We start from the raw sequence: 14,037 nt of genomic DNA, 5'->3' as shown, positions 1-14,037 counted from the left end.
GGGCTATTGCTTCCGACCACCTTTTGGAGCAGAACCCGTTATGGGTGTGGGGGAATGGCCTGCATGACCGATGCAGAACGACAATGGGTTAGCGCCGCCAAGGATGGCGACGTTGAAGCCTTTAATCAATTAGTGCGCATGTACGAAGGGCGAGTCTATGGTTTGGCATATCGAATGCTTGGCGATAGCGATAGCGCTGCCGATGTGGCGCAAGATACCTTTATCTCAGCATTTAAGGCGATCAAGCGTTTTCGCGAAGGCTCGTTTGCCGCTTGGCTGCTGCGCATCGCCACCAATGCATGCTACGATGTGCTACGAGCGCAAAAACGCCGCCGTACCACCTCGATGGATCAATTGTTAGCTGGCGATGATGATAGCCCAGGCGAGCAATTCGAGGATCAATCGTTGCCGCTCGATCAGCATATGATCAATCGCGAGTTACAGGCAGCGATTCAAGCAGGCTTGGCAACCTTGCCCGAAGATCAACGCGCAGTATTAATTATGTGTGATATTCAAGGCTTTGCCTACGAAGAAATCGCGGCGGCTACTGATACCCAACTGGGGACGGTCAAATCGCGGCTCAGTCGCGCACGGGCAAAGTTACGCGATTATCTTAAAAGTCGGGAACTTTTGCCAACTGCCGAACGTTAAGCGTGATATGACTACACAAGTGGGTATGCAATGACACCAATATCTGAACAACAACAAGAACTTCTTTCGGCAGCCCTTGATGGTCAGCTTAGCGCCGCCGAGCAAGCTCAACTGGATCAACAGCTTGAGTACGACCATGGTTTAGCTGCGGAATTTGACGAGTTGCGCTCGATCCAGGCGTTGTTGCAAGAACTCCCGCCTGTGCGTCCACCCCGTAGCTTTACCCTCGATCCAGCAATTCATGCCCCCAAACGCAGCTTCTGGCTCGGCGGTTGGATGCGTTGGGTCGGTGTGGTTGGGGCATTTGCCTTAATGCTCACGGTTGGTTTACAACTGACGAATCAAACCGAGCAATCGATGACCATGGCTCCAGTAGCCGACAGCATAAATCCGCAAGCCGCCAATGGTGTATCAGAACACATGGCAACTGAAAACGATGCTATAACTGCGGAAGCTCCGCCCATGGGCGCGGGGAGCGATAGCGGCCCAGCCGATCCAGATCAGCCAACCACCGCAGATGCCGAAGATATGGCACGCATGCATCCAATGGTTGGTGGTGCAGCCCCAGCGATGATTGAGGGTTATCCAACGCCCATGGCCTATAGCTCAATCCCAATCAGCGATACTGCTGATATGGCCCGCATGAGCGCTGAGCAAGCCACCGCTATGGCTGGCAGTCCCTTGAATAACCCGCTGCTTGAGCAAAACGATACGTCATCACCCGATACGCTCGATTTGGAGCAGCCAGAGCTTAAGCAGCCGCCAGTAGTTCAGCCTGTGTCAGTTACGATTGCAGAGCCTGAACCATCATTGTTACTCTGGTTTAGCATCGCCTTAGTGCTAGGCGTTGGCTTGGCCGCCGCTATGGTCTACTGGCTCAAAAACTTCAAACAGCCCTAAATCACCACGGCTGCCCTTGCGATTCGGCTTGGGCAGCCGTAATAAATTGCTGCAACACCGCAATTCGCGCTTGAGCCAGTTGTTGCGAATTGGCCAAATGCAGTTGGCTCGGCAACTGCATCACATTATGTTCTAACGTCGCCAAAGCTTGATCAAAGGTTTGATAACGCGTATCTCGCCCAACTTTGCTGACAATTCGCAAGATTGCTACCGCCCCTAGTTGCTCCAATATATCAGCATCGCGCAACAAACTTGCTTCAATACTCGTTGGCGTTTGCTGCGGGCTATGTTGGGCAATCGCTGTCAACACTGCCTTAATTTTTTCAAGCGGAAACTGCCATTGCTGCAATAAAGCCGGAACCTTTTCCAAGGCATAGGCCACATTATCCCAAGCCGCCAATGCGGCAAGATCACTTGGACGATGGCCGATAAACACGCCCAAGTCGTGCAACCAAGCAGCGGCGTAGACCACATCATCATCATAGCTCAAGCCTTGGCCGATAGCTAAAATTAATTGATACAAACGTGGCTGATGACTATATTTATCGATTGGCAAAGCGTGTTCACGAATATATTGCTGAATCTGAGCACGAAAATCTGGCATCCAACTCACCTCTTGGGAAATACCACAGACTGCCATTTTACCCGACAAGCCCAACCTACAATTGACCCAGAAGTCCCCCTTGTAGATCCTACTTTTGAGAATTGACATAAACGTGCTATCACGGGTACACTACAGCGACCACTCAACCGTGAACCGATTGTTGCTGGCAATCCTGCGTTGCCGAGCTTTAGGCGGTATGGTATAGTTTGGTTGACAGCAGTCTGCAACGTGAGAGCATCACCATGAGCGTAATCGTCATTGATGACCAAGTTGTGCATTACGAGACCTTTGGGCGTGGTCGTCCAGTCCTATTTCTCCACGGCTGGCTCGGTTCGTGGCGATACTGGATGCCGACGATGGAATTCGTTTCCAAAGATTTCCGCACATATTCGTTCGATTTTTGGGGTTTTGGTGATTCAGATAAAACGAGTACTGCCAAGAGCATTAGCATTACCAATTTCTCTGATCAAGTGATTCGATTTCTCGATGCGATGGGCATCGATAAGGTTCCGCTGGTCGGCCACTCCATGGGCGGCATGGTCGCGCTCAAAACTGCAATCCGCCACCCCAATCGGATTAGCCGAGTTGCGGCGATTGGTGCTCCGATCGTTGGTACATCGCTTTCAGGCTTGCTCAAACTCACCGATAATCAGTATGTTTCGCGAGCTATGGCGCGAGTGCCAGTCGTCACCAAGTTTTTGTTTCGCTGGTTCTTAGGCAATGTCAACGATACGGCCTATGGCGAAATTCTCGACGATAGTGTCAAGCCCACCGAAGAGAGTTTGCGCCGCGCAGTTGGCTCAATGATGCGCACCGATTTACGGCCTGAACTTGAACAATTGACGATTCCAACCCTCGTTATTCATGGTGCTCGCGACGATATTGTTAATCCCAATCAGGCCGATATTTTCTTGCAGCGCGATATGGCCAATACTCAGGTGTTTGTGATGCCTGAAAGTCGCCACTTTCCGTTCCTCGACGAGCCAGCTCAATTTAACAAGGTGCTTCACGCCTTCTTAAAGCGGCCAGTCAACGAAGCGCGAGCTGCGGCAGAAGCGGCGTAGTAGGGCTAGTTCATGATCGATGAACAAACTGAAGCATTAGTGCGACGACTCAAAAGCATCGAAGGCCATGTGCGTGGCGTTCAACGCATGCTTGAAGAGGATGCCTATTGTATTGACGTGCTGCGCCAAACATTGGCTATCCGACGTGCCCTCGAAAAAGTCGATGCCTTGGTGCTCGAACGCCATCTCTCAACTTGCGTGACGAATGCAATTCGCTCACCCAACGAGGGCGAACGCGAACAGGCCATCACTGAGATTCTCGAAATTTTTGCGGCTACCCGCAGCGTTAGCGAGAAATAAAGCGCCCCATGAATGAGCTATTGCCCTATCCACTGCTCGGAATTGTCGGCCAGCGTGAGCTTAAAACGGCGCTCACCTTGGCCTTGGTCAATCCAGCGGTGGGTGGGGTTTTGTTAAGTGGCCCCTACGGTGTAGGCAAAACCACCGCCGTGCGTGGCTTGCTTGATATTATGCCCTTGGTCAAACGTTCGCGCTGCGAGAATAATTGCCCCCCTGATGACGAGAGCGATCTTTGTCCAACCTGCCTTGATTTTTTGGCGCGGGGCGAGTCACGGCTCAAAGATGATCTGATGCGCTTGATCGAGCTGCCCCTCAACGCTCGGCTAGAGGATGTGGTTGGTGGTTTAAACGAACGGGTTGCAATCGAACAACAGCGGGTAGTGCTCGAAGAAGGGGTTTTGGCGCGGGCAAATCATAATTTGCTGTATGTTGATGAGATTAATTTGCTTGATCACGCCGTTGTTGATGCAATTCTCGACGCAGCCGCCCAAGGCCAAACCTTCGTGCGGCGTGGGGCAATGGTCAAGCTTTATCAAAGTCGCTTGATTTTGATTGGCTCGATGAATCCGGAAGAGGGTCGGCTGCGCCCGCAAATTTTGGATCGGCTGGGTTTGCGGGTTTGGGTTGGGCCACTGCCAAATGCCCGCGAACGCTTGGAAATTTATCGTCGTGCGATCGCTTTTCGCCAAGATCGTACAGCCTTTCGCATGGCCTACGCCCAAGCTACCACCCAATTACGCCTCGATGTGCTCAAAGCTCGCGAACTCTTGCCCAAAGTTCACTTGACCAAAACTGCCGAACGCTATGCCATGCAGGTCATCACCCAATTGGCAATCCCTTCGCATCGTGCCGAAATTGTGTTGCTTGAGGCGGCGCGGGCGCGGGCGGCGGCTGATGATCGCGTTCGTGCCACCCCCAACGATATCAAAGCGGTCGCGCCCATGGCCTTGCGCTGGCGACAAAGCCCACATTTGAGTGATTTTTTGCAGCAGCATGAAACTGATGAGCACTTGATCACTCAAGCCTTGCAAACTCAATAATAGACTTCACGCCCAAAAAAGGCCTGCACATCGCGCGAATTCATATAGGCCAGCACAACCACATTCCACAACATGCCACCCCAAGCCCAGCGCTCACCCAACAAGCCATCCAAAATATAGCTGCCAATTGAAAGATAGGCACTGCCAATCACCACCCACCACATCACCCGCCAGCCTTGAAATAGTGCCAAACCCATCATTACTTGAAAACATGCCGTCACAATCAGCAAAAACGGATCATCAGACAAAATAAATTGTTCAAGGAATGCAGGCACTCGTCCATATAAGGCAACCGCAACTTCCAACATTGCGGTTAATACATAGCCAATCGCAATCACCGTAATCAAAAATGGACGGCCAAAGGCTAAAGATTCGTTGCGTTTGAGCATGCTTGCTCCATTTCTACAAAATTGGCCATAACGGCGAGAGCACCAATTCGGCGGCCTTGGTATACCATGGGCGCTTAATCCATTCGGCCAAGGTTAATTCACGGGCATTGGCCATATCGCAGGCAAAAATTTCTTGCATTCGTTCGGCGAAGGCCGCATTATAAATTTCTAGATTGATTTCATGATTGCCCGCTAAACTCAGCCGATCAAGATTGGCCGTGCCAACCGTTGACCAAATTCCATCGATCGTAGCGGTTTTGGCGTGAATCATGGCATTTTCATAGAGAAAAATCTTAATCCCATGGCGCAGGCAAAATTCAAAATAATGGCGTGCCAGCCAATCGGCTAGCACATGGTTCGATTCAGCTGGAACCAAAATTCGCACATCAACCCCGCGCCGTGCGGTCATTACTAATGCCTCTAAAATCGCCCGATCAGGAATAAAATAGGCGTTGCTGATGTAAACAAAGCGTTCAGCCCGTTCAATTGCATCAAGATACATCGAACGAATTGGGAAAACCAAACGGCCAGCGTCGTTGCGTTGCACCCGCACTGTCGATTGCCATTCCAAATCGAGGTCGATGTGCAAGCGCGTTAGGCGGCGACGATAGCGGTTCCACTGCGAAGCAAACATTTCGGCCAAATTGCTGACAATCGGGCCACGCACCTGCACATGGGTATCGCGCCACTCAGTACGATACAATTCGCCCAAATTGTAGCCGCCAATAAAAGCCACTTCGTTATCAACCACCAACAGTTTGCGATGGTCACGCGCATACGAACCAATATCGAAAATCTGCGATAAACGCGGAAAAGCCGGATAGCTCAACAGTTGAATTTCGGGCGGGAACTTCTTGAATTTGCGCGGAACCACCAAGTTGGCAAACCCATCGATAATCACATAGACGGCCACGCCATTGCGTGCTTTGCGCAATAAAGCTTCGCGAAATTTGTGGCCTAAATCATCGCCCTTGAAAATAAAGGTTTCGAGCAAAATCAAGCGCTGCGCCGATTCAATCGCTTGAAGCATGGCCGGAAACAGCTCTTCGCCCGACATATACAACTGAAATTGATGGCGCTCGTCGTTGGTTGGCGGCAGACTGATGCGCGGATAGCGTTGATAGCGCGTTGGTCGCCATTTGCGCACGCCAATTAACAACAATGCCAAGCTCACTTGGAGCACGAGAATAACCACCAGCATTGTTATCAGATCTTGAAACGACTCAAACGGCATGCGCGACGCTCCCTCAACTAGTGCAATTCCCCAAATAACACAACTTCGGCTAATTCACCACGATTAATGCCCTGTCCCGCCTCGGGTACAATCAATAAACCATTGGCGCGGGCCATCGAGCTAACCAAGCCCGAACCTTGTGCCCCAGTTAATTCGGCAGTCAGGCCAGTAGCGCTGCTTTTAACGATCACCCGCAGATATTGGCGACGCTCATTGCTTTCCAAATCGGCATCAAGCAACTTCGCCCAAACGCTCGGTCGCAGCAATTGTTGATATCCGCCCATCTTACGTAAAGCTGGGCGTACAAACAACTCAAAACAAACCATGGCCGAAACTGGATTACCAGGTAAGCCAAAAATTGGTTTGCCATCGATCGAACCAAAAGCCAAGGGCTTGCCTGGGCGCATACGCACTCGCCAAAATTCCAGTTTACCAACTTCATTCAAAATTTGCTTGACCAAATCGTAATCGCCAACCGACACGCCACCAGAAGTTAATAATACATCGGCTTCAGCGACGGCTTGAGCTAAAGTTGCTCGCAAGGCAGCAGCATTATCGGGCACAATCGGCAACATTATTGGAATTGCGCCTGCTTCACGCACTTGGGCGGCATTAGCATAGCCATTCGAGTTGCGAATTTGGCCTGCGTTTGGCTCAATACCCACATCAACCAACTCATCGCCAGTTGCAATAATCGCCACTCGTGGTTGGCGAAAGACTGGCACTTGCGCAGCACCAATCGTTGCCAAAACCCCAATACTGCCAGCATTCAACACTTGACCAGCCGCCAAAACCAAGTTACCAGCTTGCATGTCTTCGCCAGCAGGCCGAATATTGTTGCCATGCTGAGTTGGCTGAAACATGCGCACAACTTCGGTTTGGGCATTGGGTTGGCCTTCATCGGTTTCTTCAAATGGCACAACTGCCTCGGCATTGGCAGGCACTTGCGCCCCGGTCATAATCCGAATAGCGCTGCCAGCTCGCAATTGGTGTTGTGGCACAGCACCCGCCGCCACCCGCTCAATAATCTGCAACGCCACCGGATTATCAGCGCTGGCATTGTTCAAATCAGCGACCAACACCGCATAGCCATCCATGGCCGAATTGGCAAATGGCGGTGCATCGCGGTCGGCGTACATTGGCTCAGCCAGCACGCGGCCTAAGGCAGTAGTTAAGTCGATTCGTTCGCTGGCAAGGGTGGTCATGCGCTCAAGAATCGCCGCTTGAGCATCAGCAACAGCAAGTAACGTCATAAAAAAAGGCCATGGATGGGTCGCAAAACCCAATCCATGGCACGCTCCTCACAACAACTAGCGACCACCAACTGGAAACAAGGCCTTAACCTCGGTAATCGCATTTTGTTCATCCACAAACACCACGGTTGGCTCCCACTCTTCGGGCTTGGCATCAACTTGGGCATACGCCATGATGATCACCAAATCGCCAACATTGACCAAGTGCGCCGCTGCACCGTTGAGTTGAATCGTGCCTGAGCCACGTTCGCCCACAATTGCATAGGTTTCGAGGCGTGCTCCATTATTGACATCGACTACCTGAACCCGCTCAAATGGCCAAATTCCGGCTGCTTCCAACAGATCCTCATCAATGGTTATCGAACCAACATAATTGAGGTCTGCACCAGTCACGGTTGCCCGGTGAATTTTGGCATGCACGAGGGTACGAATCATCGTTGATTACTCCTTAGGTTGGTCGCCGCTGTTCATCCCATCGATCAACAGTCGCCGCCATAAACCATGATACGGCTGTGATTGGCCGAACGCAAGTAGCTTTTATTAAAGGTTTATTCATGCCCTCACCCCAACCCCTCTCCCACTGCGGCGGGCGAGGGGCATGCCAATGGTCATGATCGGATGATTCCCCCTCGCCTCGCGGGTGAGGGCATGCAAATCGGCTACGAATTCCACCCAACCATTATTAACAATCTACCAGGGGGTAAAGGAACCTTGACTCTCAAAAATCGGCCTATTTTTGCGGGTTAGGATAACGCTCAAGCTTGCCATCAAGGTCGGCAATCCGTTCGCGCAGCTGCTCAACCGTCAAGGTAGTACCATCATCGTCAGTTGGTAAGACAATTCCTTCGGCCTCAAGATCCCAGTTGTGTTCGAGGCCTTCCAAAGCTCGCGCCAATTTACGGCGTTCCGAGAGCCATTCCTTACGATACATGCGATTTTTATATTGTGGCATACAATCCTCCAGAAGTTGAGATGTTGTTATTGTACCATTCAGGCTGGTTGCGCCAACCAAGCAGGCAGTTCACTTAGTTGCGCCAAAATTGCCAGTGGCTGGGCGGCAGTTAATGTTGCCAGATCATGGGTGCCAGTCGTAACCGCCAAACTGGCAACGTGGGCATTATGTCCAAGCGTAATATCGTGCGTGGTATCACCAATCATCAAGGCTTGGGTTGGATTCAGCCCAAAATAGGCCAAGGTTTTAGCCAACATCTCAGCGTGAGGCTTAGGTTGGCTGACCGAATCGTTGCCCATCAGCAAATCAAAATAGTCAAACAAGCCAACTTGGCGCAGCACCGCGCTGCTCACTGGCGTGATTTTTGAGCTAGCAATCGTCAAACGATGGCCTGCCGATTTGAGTTGATCGATGGTTTCGGCCACGCCTGCAAACAAGCGACTGCTCGGAATCGCAATTTCACGATAAATCGTGCGATAACGCTCAGTCAATATGCCATAGTTTTCAGGCTGAAAATCAGTCAAGCGCTCCCAAAAGATCTGTAATGGCAAGCCAATCCACGGGGCGATATGATTATAGGCAGCGGTTGCAAAGCCATGTTCTGCCAGCACTTGATTCACGGTATCGACAATTCCTTGAGCCGAATCGACCAAGGTTCCATCTAAATCGAAGGCCAACAATTGAAATCGCTGGGTAGTTGTGACCATCACCTGCTCCTAGTTAGGCGCATCATCCAAAGAATAATTATGCAACTTTCAGCCAATTTCGCAAATTACCCATGCTTGCATGCGAAAAATCGCCATGTTTTGTATCTAAATACAGTGAGTGAATAGATTTACCAGCTATGTTCTGCATAGCATCCATTCCACAAAGGCTGGAAATCTTCACCCAAACTAGCCTTTGTGGAGTTACCCATGCGTTATCTGGGCCTGAGTGGCCGGATTCTCAAACGCCCTGATTTGCAAGCACCCAACCAGCAGCAGCTAAGCCAATGGGTCTTGTATCTTTACGATGTGCTGCGCTATCTGGAACAACAACAAATTCATTGTTATCGCTTGCCTGCTTGGCCTTACGAATTGCTGAATACCTGGCCCGAAGCCGCCGAGCAATTCCGATTAATCGGCAATTATGCCCAACAAGCTCAGATTCGCCTAACCTACCATGTGCCAAGCAATGTGCTGCTCAACAGCCATGATCGACAAATTCGCCAGTATGCGCTGAATTATCTCACGAGCGCCGCAGCCTATTTAACCAATTTGGGCAGTGCTGATCCGGTGATTGTGGTGCATATTGGGGCTCAATATGGCGATCGGGCAAGTGCTTTAGCCCAAAGCGTTGCTAGTTTGCGACAACTTGATCCAGCGGTGATCAATGTTTTAGCACTTGAAGCTGATGGACGGGTCTGGAGTTTGCTTGATGCCTTGCATATTCATGCCCAAACCAACGTTCCAGTGATTTTCGATTGGCTGCATCATCAACTTTATAATCCAGCTCAATTGAATAATGCTGAAGCCTTAAATTATGCCTTGGCAACATGGCCAATTCAGCGCAAGCCCAAAGTGCATTTTAGCTCACCGCGAACCGAAATTCGGCTTGGGCAGCGCCAACAATTGTTACTGCCAACTTGGCATGAACATAGCGATTTGGCCAATCCATTTGAATTGATCAGCCTGCTACGTTTGCCCTATCAGCGTGAGTATGATTTGATGCTTGAGGTTAAAGCTGGTGATTTGGCAATTGAACGGGCACGCAACGATGTACAACGCTTCGCGCCTGAGATTCTTGATCTGGAGTAAGATATGCCTGAGGCCAACACCCCTGTTTTAGTCGCAGTTTTGAATAACCACGCCGATTGGCAGCGAATTCAACAAGAGCACTGGTATCGTGTTCCGTTGGCTCATGCTCCACGCCGCATGGCTGCTGGCATCTTGGCATGGTATCAAACCAAAGCCTTTGGTGCTGAGGGTGGTCAAATTCGCTGGTATGCGCCAATTGAGCATGTCGGCCAAGCCACGCGCAGCCAACTTATCCCCGAACAACCTGAGCATCCGCGTGCCCACGAACATTATTGGCGGCTCGAAGTTGGAGCCTTGCAAACATTGCCCCAGCCAATTCTAGCCCAGCGTTTTCGGCGCATTACCTTCATCAGCACTAATTGGCAACAGCTAATTCATGCCAAACAGATCAGTGATCTCTGGCTAGGTGATAGCTTGCTTGAACAACTGAGCCAACAATTACTCAGCGAGGGCATGAACGTGGTGCGGCGGCGCTTACACGATGGTAATACGCCGCCACAGGGCACATTTGTACTTATCCCACTGCTCAATCAGATAGAGGTAAACATTGGTGAACAGCGCTTACGCCTCGATCACGACGATTTAATTTGGGATTTTTCCGGTTGTCTGATGAACATTCGGGCGTTACAACAGCGGAATTGAAGTAGGCACAACTTATTGACCAGCCAGCAACAAACGCGCTAGGCGCTCGCCGCCAACCAAATCGGCCAAATGCGACAATTGGTTATCTTCGTAGGCTTGATTAAAGAGGGCAACATCGAGGGCTAATACTTTACGAAATGCAGTCATCGCTTTGGCAGGGTCACTGCTGGTGGCGGCAACTTGCTCGCCGAATGGCATAATCACATCGAGCATAGCCAAAGGATAACGCACAGGCAAGCCGATCCGTACATGAATTTCGCCAATTTTCAGGCGCTGTTGAGCATAGGCTTCATCATAATTGCCGCGAAACAGATCGCTAAACCACATACCGAGCATGCCTGTTAAGCGTTCAACTGAAACTCCATCAAGGTATTCAGCAGTGGCGGCGTGACCAAGCAAGCGTTTGTAAAAAGCATCGGTAAAGGCTGTAGTTTGCGCTTTGGCGTTATCGTGCAAACTGCCGAGTAATTGCGATTCAGCAGCCGAAACATCCATCATTTTTACCAACTCGGTCAGAATTGCGGTTCCCTTCACGCTCCAACTTTGACGATCTGCCATGAGCTACCTCCTTGAATTAAGCGGTCATCAGTTCGGCGATGGCCCGACCTGTTTCACGAGCTTCAATCCGAATCATGCCCAAATTGGCGTGTTGGCGCAGAATGATTGCTAGAATCATCTGAGCGGCCACCGGCATAACCAAGAGATAGCCACTTTCAGCATTAACAATTGCCTCATTGGCTTTACCAATTTTCAAATCGTTGACCACGCGGGTGGTAACCCCCATCATGGTTGCGGCGATTGCGCCCATGCGATCGGCATTCACATCCGCCGACATGCGCGAGCCAATTAAAATCCCATCGGAGCTAATTAATGCAGCCCCGTTGATATCATTACCATTGTTTGTGACCAATTGGCCTAAGATAGTATTAATTTGTTCCGAACGACTAGCCATGAGAATGCTCCTTGTGATTTTCAGAGGAGGAGGAAGAATCTTGGGCTAAAACGTCGATTCGATCAAGCAAAGTACTAATCACATCGCTTACTGAGGGATAATCGGTGGCAATGCAAGCGAGGATCGGAATATCGGTTGGTAGTCCCAAGCGGCGGCGAATATACATTGGCGGCAAAGCCCCGGGTAAATCTTGTTTTGTGGCGGCAACCACAAATGGCACAGGGGTCATGGCCGCAAAGCGTTCCAACACAACAATCGTCTCGTTAAAATGGGCGGGGCGGCAACTATCCACTAAAACAATATAGCCCAAACAACCTTCGGCTAAAATTTCCCACATAAAATCAAAACGTTCTTGACCAGGTGTGCCAAATAAGAGCAAGCGTTGTTCGGCATCAATGCTCAAGGTGCCGAAATCCAAACCAACCGTTGTATGATGTTTGAGTTCCTTCTCCTCGGCATGGGTCACGGGAACATCAGTATCGACCACATCAATTTCGCTGACGGTACGAATAAATTGCGATTTCCCCGCCGCGTATGCTCCCGTGATCACAATTTTATAATTGACCATTGTCACTCCTACGCACTAGCGCTGGTGCGACGCAGCCGCGCTTTGATTGCTTGAACCAACCCACGCACCCGATTCTCAACCATATGTTCGTGGTTAGGAGCCATCAAAACTGGGCTAAGCGAACGCTGAGAAACAACAATCTCGCTACACACCTCCACCAAATTCAAGGCGATCAAACGATGCAGCACTTTGAGCGTTTGATCGTAATTCCAGCCTGTGGCTTCGACGAGTTCGGCCACGCTTAATTCTTGCACCAACTGGCTCAAAATGCGCCAATCTTCGATAGTTAGGGTAATATCGCTGGCTTGCCGCAACATTGGCACCAAACGTAAACGCGAGGTTGGTTGGAGTTTAGTCGTGCCCGCCAAACGTTGCGGTTGATCGCGGCGGCGCAAGCCTTCGATAATCAACCAATCGATCGAACGTTGAATTTGCACCGACACCGACTCTTGTGGGTTGGGTGGCAAAAAGACAAATTGGGCATCATCCCAAGCCAGCATATCAAACACTGCTTGTTCGCCACACGAAATTCGTTCGTGAGCATTTTGGGTGACAACCCCTGCATTGATGATCGCACCATCGAAAAACCACAACATCGCTTTGAATGGAGCATTTGCAATCAAGAGACGACCGGTTTTGCGCCCATGATGAAATACATGCATCAAGTCAATTAATGGCATATCAGCAAAATTACCTTCGAGCGCCATAGCCGTCTCCTTTGTGTACAGTGCAACTGGTCGATGTTGTCGATGTTTTGTCCAAATAATGTCAATATTTGATATAGATGGAACAAAAATATTTTCTAGTAGGCCTTATTGCAAGCATCGACGTTAGAAAAATGACAACCCTATTATGGTCGCAACTGGATGTATCCGTCTATGATATGCCAATACTCTTTGTTACTATGCAGGGGTAAGGTTAGGGTTGGGATGGAAGTACTAGAAGACGTTTCCATGGAGAGGAGTGAAAGTGCGATGTGACGGGTTGATTTAACCACGCCTAAGAGGGGTTTGTCAAGATGGGATACAATAGCCTCGATCTGCTGTTTTTTAGTATGAGGTTGTGTTATGGGCTTGCATGTATCGTCACATCCATTGGTGTTACATAAATTGGCTTTACTACGCCGGGTAGAAAGCGAACCCAAGAAATTTCGTGAATTGGTGCGTGAAATTTCGCAATTTCTGGTCTATGAAGCGACGGCGGATATGCCACTCGCACCCTATACAATTCAAACGCCCTTATCAACCATGCAAGGTCATGCCATCGGCGCACGCATCGGCTTGATTCCGATTTTACGGGCTGGTTTGGGCATGGTCGAACCAGTCATCGACCTTTTGCCAACCGCTCATGTTTGGCACTTGGGCCTCTATCGCGACCACAACACGCTTGAGCCAGTCACCTATTACAACAAATTACCAGCCCAGCCGGATATTGATGTCTGTTTGATTCTCGATCCAATGTTGGCAACTGGCGGCTCGGCAGTTGCGGCTGTCGATATTTTGAAGGTTTGGGGTGCTGCCAAAATTAAATTCTTAGGGTTAATCGCCGCACCCGAAGGGGTAGAACGCTTACAAACCGCTCACCCCGATGTGGAGATTCATTTGGCGGCGCTTGATGAGCGTTTGAACGATCAAGGCTATATCGTGCCCGGATTGGGCGATGCTGGCGACCGCCAATTTGGGACGTAGATTG

Annotated in this window: 19 protein-coding genes; 8 read left to right on the top strand and 11 right to left on the bottom strand. The window is 50.2% G+C overall.

Translation table 11 applies throughout. The features are described 5' to 3' along the window. Nucleotides 1-63: 63 nt before the first annotated feature. Together ABEB26_RS16415 and ABEB26_RS16410 are read left to right on the top strand one after the other, a co-directional pair. Nucleotides 64-651 carry a sigma-70 family RNA polymerase sigma factor gene (locus tag ABEB26_RS16415; RefSeq protein WP_012187954.1) on the top strand — a complete coding sequence of 196 codons (588 nt, stop codon included), beginning with the start codon at nt 64-66 and terminating at the stop codon, nt 649-651. A 30-nt stretch (nt 652-681) separates the two neighbouring features. Beyond that, nucleotides 682-1,551, top strand: a complete 870-nt coding sequence (locus ABEB26_RS16410) for an anti-sigma factor family protein (RefSeq protein WP_345723128.1) — start codon at nt 682-684, stop codon at nt 1,549-1,551. 1 nt (nt 1,552) lies between these two features. On the opposite strand, the gene ABEB26_RS16405 is transcribed toward ABEB26_RS16410, so the two are convergent. After that, nucleotides 1,553-2,155 carry an HD domain-containing protein gene (locus ABEB26_RS16405; RefSeq protein WP_345723127.1) on the bottom strand — a complete coding sequence of 201 codons (603 nt, stop codon included), beginning with the start codon at nt 2,153-2,155 and terminating at the stop codon, nt 1,553-1,555. Nucleotides 2,156-2,397: 242 nt separating this feature from the next. Here ABEB26_RS16405 and ABEB26_RS16400 point away from each other — a divergent pair, with 242 nt between their 5' ends. From ABEB26_RS16400 to ABEB26_RS16390, 3 genes are read left to right on the top strand one after another with little or no spacing between them, the layout of a single operon-like run. Continuing rightward, nucleotides 2,398-3,219, top strand: coding sequence for an alpha/beta fold hydrolase (locus tag ABEB26_RS16400; RefSeq protein ID WP_345723126.1), 822 nt, complete (start codon nt 2,398-2,400; stop codon nt 3,217-3,219). A gap of 12 nt (nt 3,220-3,231) precedes the next feature. Then, nucleotides 3,232-3,519: a metal-sensitive transcriptional regulator gene (locus tag ABEB26_RS16395; protein ID WP_012187950.1), complete on the top strand. Its 288-nt coding sequence runs from the start codon at nt 3,232-3,234 to the stop codon at nt 3,517-3,519. 8 nt (nt 3,520-3,527) lie between these two features. Continuing rightward, complete coding sequence (locus ABEB26_RS16390) at nt 3,528-4,559, top strand: magnesium chelatase ATPase subunit I (RefSeq protein WP_345723125.1); 1,032 nt, start codon at nt 3,528-3,530, stop codon at nt 4,557-4,559. On the opposite strand, the gene ABEB26_RS16385 is transcribed toward ABEB26_RS16390, so the two are convergent. The 6 genes from ABEB26_RS16385 to ABEB26_RS16360 all read right to left on the bottom strand — a co-directional run bounded on the left by ABEB26_RS16385 (nt 4,553) and on the right by ABEB26_RS16360 (nt 9,094). Then, nucleotides 4,553-4,948 (bottom strand): hypothetical protein, encoded by a 396-nt coding sequence (locus ABEB26_RS16385; protein ID WP_345723124.1) that lies wholly within the window; start codon nt 4,946-4,948, stop codon nt 4,553-4,555. The genes ABEB26_RS16390 and ABEB26_RS16385 overlap by 7 nt on opposite strands. 13 nt (nt 4,949-4,961) lie before the next feature. Continuing rightward, a complete protein-coding gene (locus ABEB26_RS16380) occupies nt 4,962-6,182 on the bottom strand; it encodes a phospholipase D-like domain-containing protein (protein WP_345723123.1) in 1,221 nt (406 codons plus the stop codon). A 17-nt stretch (nt 6,183-6,199) separates the two neighbouring features. After that, nucleotides 6,200-7,435, bottom strand: a complete 1,236-nt coding sequence (locus ABEB26_RS16375) for a molybdopterin molybdotransferase MoeA (RefSeq protein WP_345723122.1) — start codon at nt 7,433-7,435, stop codon at nt 6,200-6,202. Nucleotides 7,436-7,492: 57 nt separating this feature from the next. Beyond that, nucleotides 7,493-7,870: an aspartate 1-decarboxylase gene (gene panD / locus ABEB26_RS16370; protein WP_345723121.1), complete on the bottom strand. Its 378-nt coding sequence runs from the start codon at nt 7,868-7,870 to the stop codon at nt 7,493-7,495. A gap of 295 nt (nt 7,871-8,165) precedes the next feature. After that, entirely contained in the window at nt 8,166-8,387 is a 222-nt protein-coding gene (locus ABEB26_RS16365) for a hypothetical protein (RefSeq protein ID WP_345723120.1), read from the bottom strand. A gap of 38 nt (nt 8,388-8,425) precedes the next feature. Continuing rightward, nucleotides 8,426-9,094 (bottom strand): HAD family hydrolase, encoded by a 669-nt coding sequence (locus tag ABEB26_RS16360; RefSeq protein ID WP_345723119.1) that lies wholly within the window; start codon nt 9,092-9,094, stop codon nt 8,426-8,428. A gap of 207 nt (nt 9,095-9,301) precedes the next feature. Here ABEB26_RS16360 and ABEB26_RS16355 point away from each other — a divergent pair, with 207 nt between their 5' ends. Together ABEB26_RS16355 and ABEB26_RS16350 are read left to right on the top strand one after the other, a co-directional pair. Beyond that, nucleotides 9,302-10,183 (top strand): hypothetical protein, encoded by an 882-nt coding sequence (locus ABEB26_RS16355; RefSeq protein ID WP_345723118.1) that lies wholly within the window; start codon nt 9,302-9,304, stop codon nt 10,181-10,183. Between the two features lie 3 nt (nt 10,184-10,186). Next, nucleotides 10,187-10,825 carry a hypothetical protein gene (locus tag ABEB26_RS16350; protein ID WP_345723117.1) on the top strand — a complete coding sequence of 213 codons (639 nt, stop codon included), beginning with the start codon at nt 10,187-10,189 and terminating at the stop codon, nt 10,823-10,825. Nucleotides 10,826-10,837: 12 nt separating this feature from the next. Here ABEB26_RS16350 and ABEB26_RS16345 read toward each other — a convergent pair whose 3' ends face one another. The 4 genes from ABEB26_RS16345 to ABEB26_RS16330 are packed head-to-tail and all read right to left on the bottom strand — an operon-like array spanning nt 10,838 to nt 13,052. Continuing rightward, complete coding sequence (locus ABEB26_RS16345) at nt 10,838-11,383, bottom strand: protoglobin domain-containing protein (protein WP_345723116.1); 546 nt, start codon at nt 11,381-11,383, stop codon at nt 10,838-10,840. Between the two features lie 16 nt (nt 11,384-11,399). Then, entirely contained in the window at nt 11,400-11,777 is a 378-nt protein-coding gene (locus tag ABEB26_RS16340) for a roadblock/LC7 domain-containing protein (RefSeq protein ID WP_012187939.1), read from the bottom strand. Further along, nucleotides 11,770-12,345 carry a GTP-binding protein gene (locus ABEB26_RS16335; RefSeq protein WP_345723115.1) on the bottom strand — a complete coding sequence of 192 codons (576 nt, stop codon included), beginning with the start codon at nt 12,343-12,345 and terminating at the stop codon, nt 11,770-11,772. The genes ABEB26_RS16340 and ABEB26_RS16335 overlap by 8 nt, the downstream gene beginning before the upstream one ends. An 8-nt stretch (nt 12,346-12,353) precedes the next feature. After that, nucleotides 12,354-13,052 (bottom strand): DUF4388 domain-containing protein, encoded by a 699-nt coding sequence (locus ABEB26_RS16330; RefSeq protein ID WP_345723114.1) that lies wholly within the window; start codon nt 13,050-13,052, stop codon nt 12,354-12,356. A gap of 360 nt (nt 13,053-13,412) precedes the next feature. Between ABEB26_RS16330 and upp the strand changes: the two genes are divergently transcribed. After that, the gene (gene upp / locus ABEB26_RS16325) at nt 13,413-14,033 is read left to right on the top strand and encodes a uracil phosphoribosyltransferase (RefSeq protein ID WP_345723113.1); all 621 of its coding nucleotides are present in this window, start codon (nt 13,413-13,415) and stop codon (nt 14,031-14,033) included. Nucleotides 14,034-14,037 lie beyond the last annotated feature (4 nt).

This window comes from Herpetosiphon gulosus (genome assembly GCF_039545135.1).
GTDB classification, from domain to species: domain Bacteria; phylum Chloroflexota; class Chloroflexia; order Chloroflexales; family Herpetosiphonaceae; genus Herpetosiphon; species Herpetosiphon gulosus.
Note: the sequence above shows the minus strand (reverse complement) of the source record. Positions and strands in the feature narration are given on the sequence as shown.

Coding starts and splice junctions, on each gene's coding strand:
- upp (WP_345723113.1), top strand. CDS start 13,413: ATGGGCTTGCATGTATCGTCACATCCATTGGTGTTACATAAATTGGCT.
- ABEB26_RS16385 (WP_345723124.1), bottom strand. CDS start 4,948: ATGCTCAAACGCAACGAATCTTTAGCCTTTGGCCGTCCATTTTTGATT.
- ABEB26_RS16345 (WP_345723116.1), bottom strand. CDS start 11,383: ATGGCAGATCGTCAAAGTTGGAGCGTGAAGGGAACCGCAATTCTGACC.
- ABEB26_RS16355 (WP_345723118.1), top strand. CDS start 9,302: ATGCGTTATCTGGGCCTGAGTGGCCGGATTCTCAAACGCCCTGATTTG.
- ABEB26_RS16410 (WP_345723128.1), top strand. CDS start 682: ATGACACCAATATCTGAACAACAACAAGAACTTCTTTCGGCAGCCCTT.
- ABEB26_RS16375 (WP_345723122.1), bottom strand. CDS start 7,435: ATGACGTTACTTGCTGTTGCTGATGCTCAAGCGGCGATTCTTGAGCGC.
- ABEB26_RS16415 (WP_012187954.1), top strand. CDS start 64: ATGACCGATGCAGAACGACAATGGGTTAGCGCCGCCAAGGATGGCGAC.
- ABEB26_RS16340 (WP_012187939.1), bottom strand. CDS start 11,777: ATGGCTAGTCGTTCGGAACAAATTAATACTATCTTAGGCCAATTGGTC.
- ABEB26_RS16395 (WP_012187950.1), top strand. CDS start 3,232: ATGATCGATGAACAAACTGAAGCATTAGTGCGACGACTCAAAAGCATC.
- ABEB26_RS16390 (WP_345723125.1), top strand. CDS start 3,528: ATGAATGAGCTATTGCCCTATCCACTGCTCGGAATTGTCGGCCAGCGT.
- ABEB26_RS16360 (WP_345723119.1), bottom strand. CDS start 9,094: ATGGTCACAACTACCCAGCGATTTCAATTGTTGGCCTTCGATTTAGAT.
- ABEB26_RS16330 (WP_345723114.1), bottom strand. CDS start 13,052: ATGGCGCTCGAAGGTAATTTTGCTGATATGCCATTAATTGACTTGATG.
- ABEB26_RS16380 (WP_345723123.1), bottom strand. CDS start 6,182: ATGCCGTTTGAGTCGTTTCAAGATCTGATAACAATGCTGGTGGTTATT.
- ABEB26_RS16400 (WP_345723126.1), top strand. CDS start 2,398: ATGAGCGTAATCGTCATTGATGACCAAGTTGTGCATTACGAGACCTTT.
- ABEB26_RS16350 (WP_345723117.1), top strand. CDS start 10,187: ATGCCTGAGGCCAACACCCCTGTTTTAGTCGCAGTTTTGAATAACCAC.
- ABEB26_RS16405 (WP_345723127.1), bottom strand. CDS start 2,155: ATGCCAGATTTTCGTGCTCAGATTCAGCAATATATTCGTGAACACGCT.
- panD (WP_345723121.1), bottom strand. CDS start 7,870: ATGATTCGTACCCTCGTGCATGCCAAAATTCACCGGGCAACCGTGACT.
- ABEB26_RS16365 (WP_345723120.1), bottom strand. CDS start 8,387: ATGCCACAATATAAAAATCGCATGTATCGTAAGGAATGGCTCTCGGAA.
- ABEB26_RS16335 (WP_345723115.1), bottom strand. CDS start 12,345: ATGGTCAATTATAAAATTGTGATCACGGGAGCATACGCGGCGGGGAAA.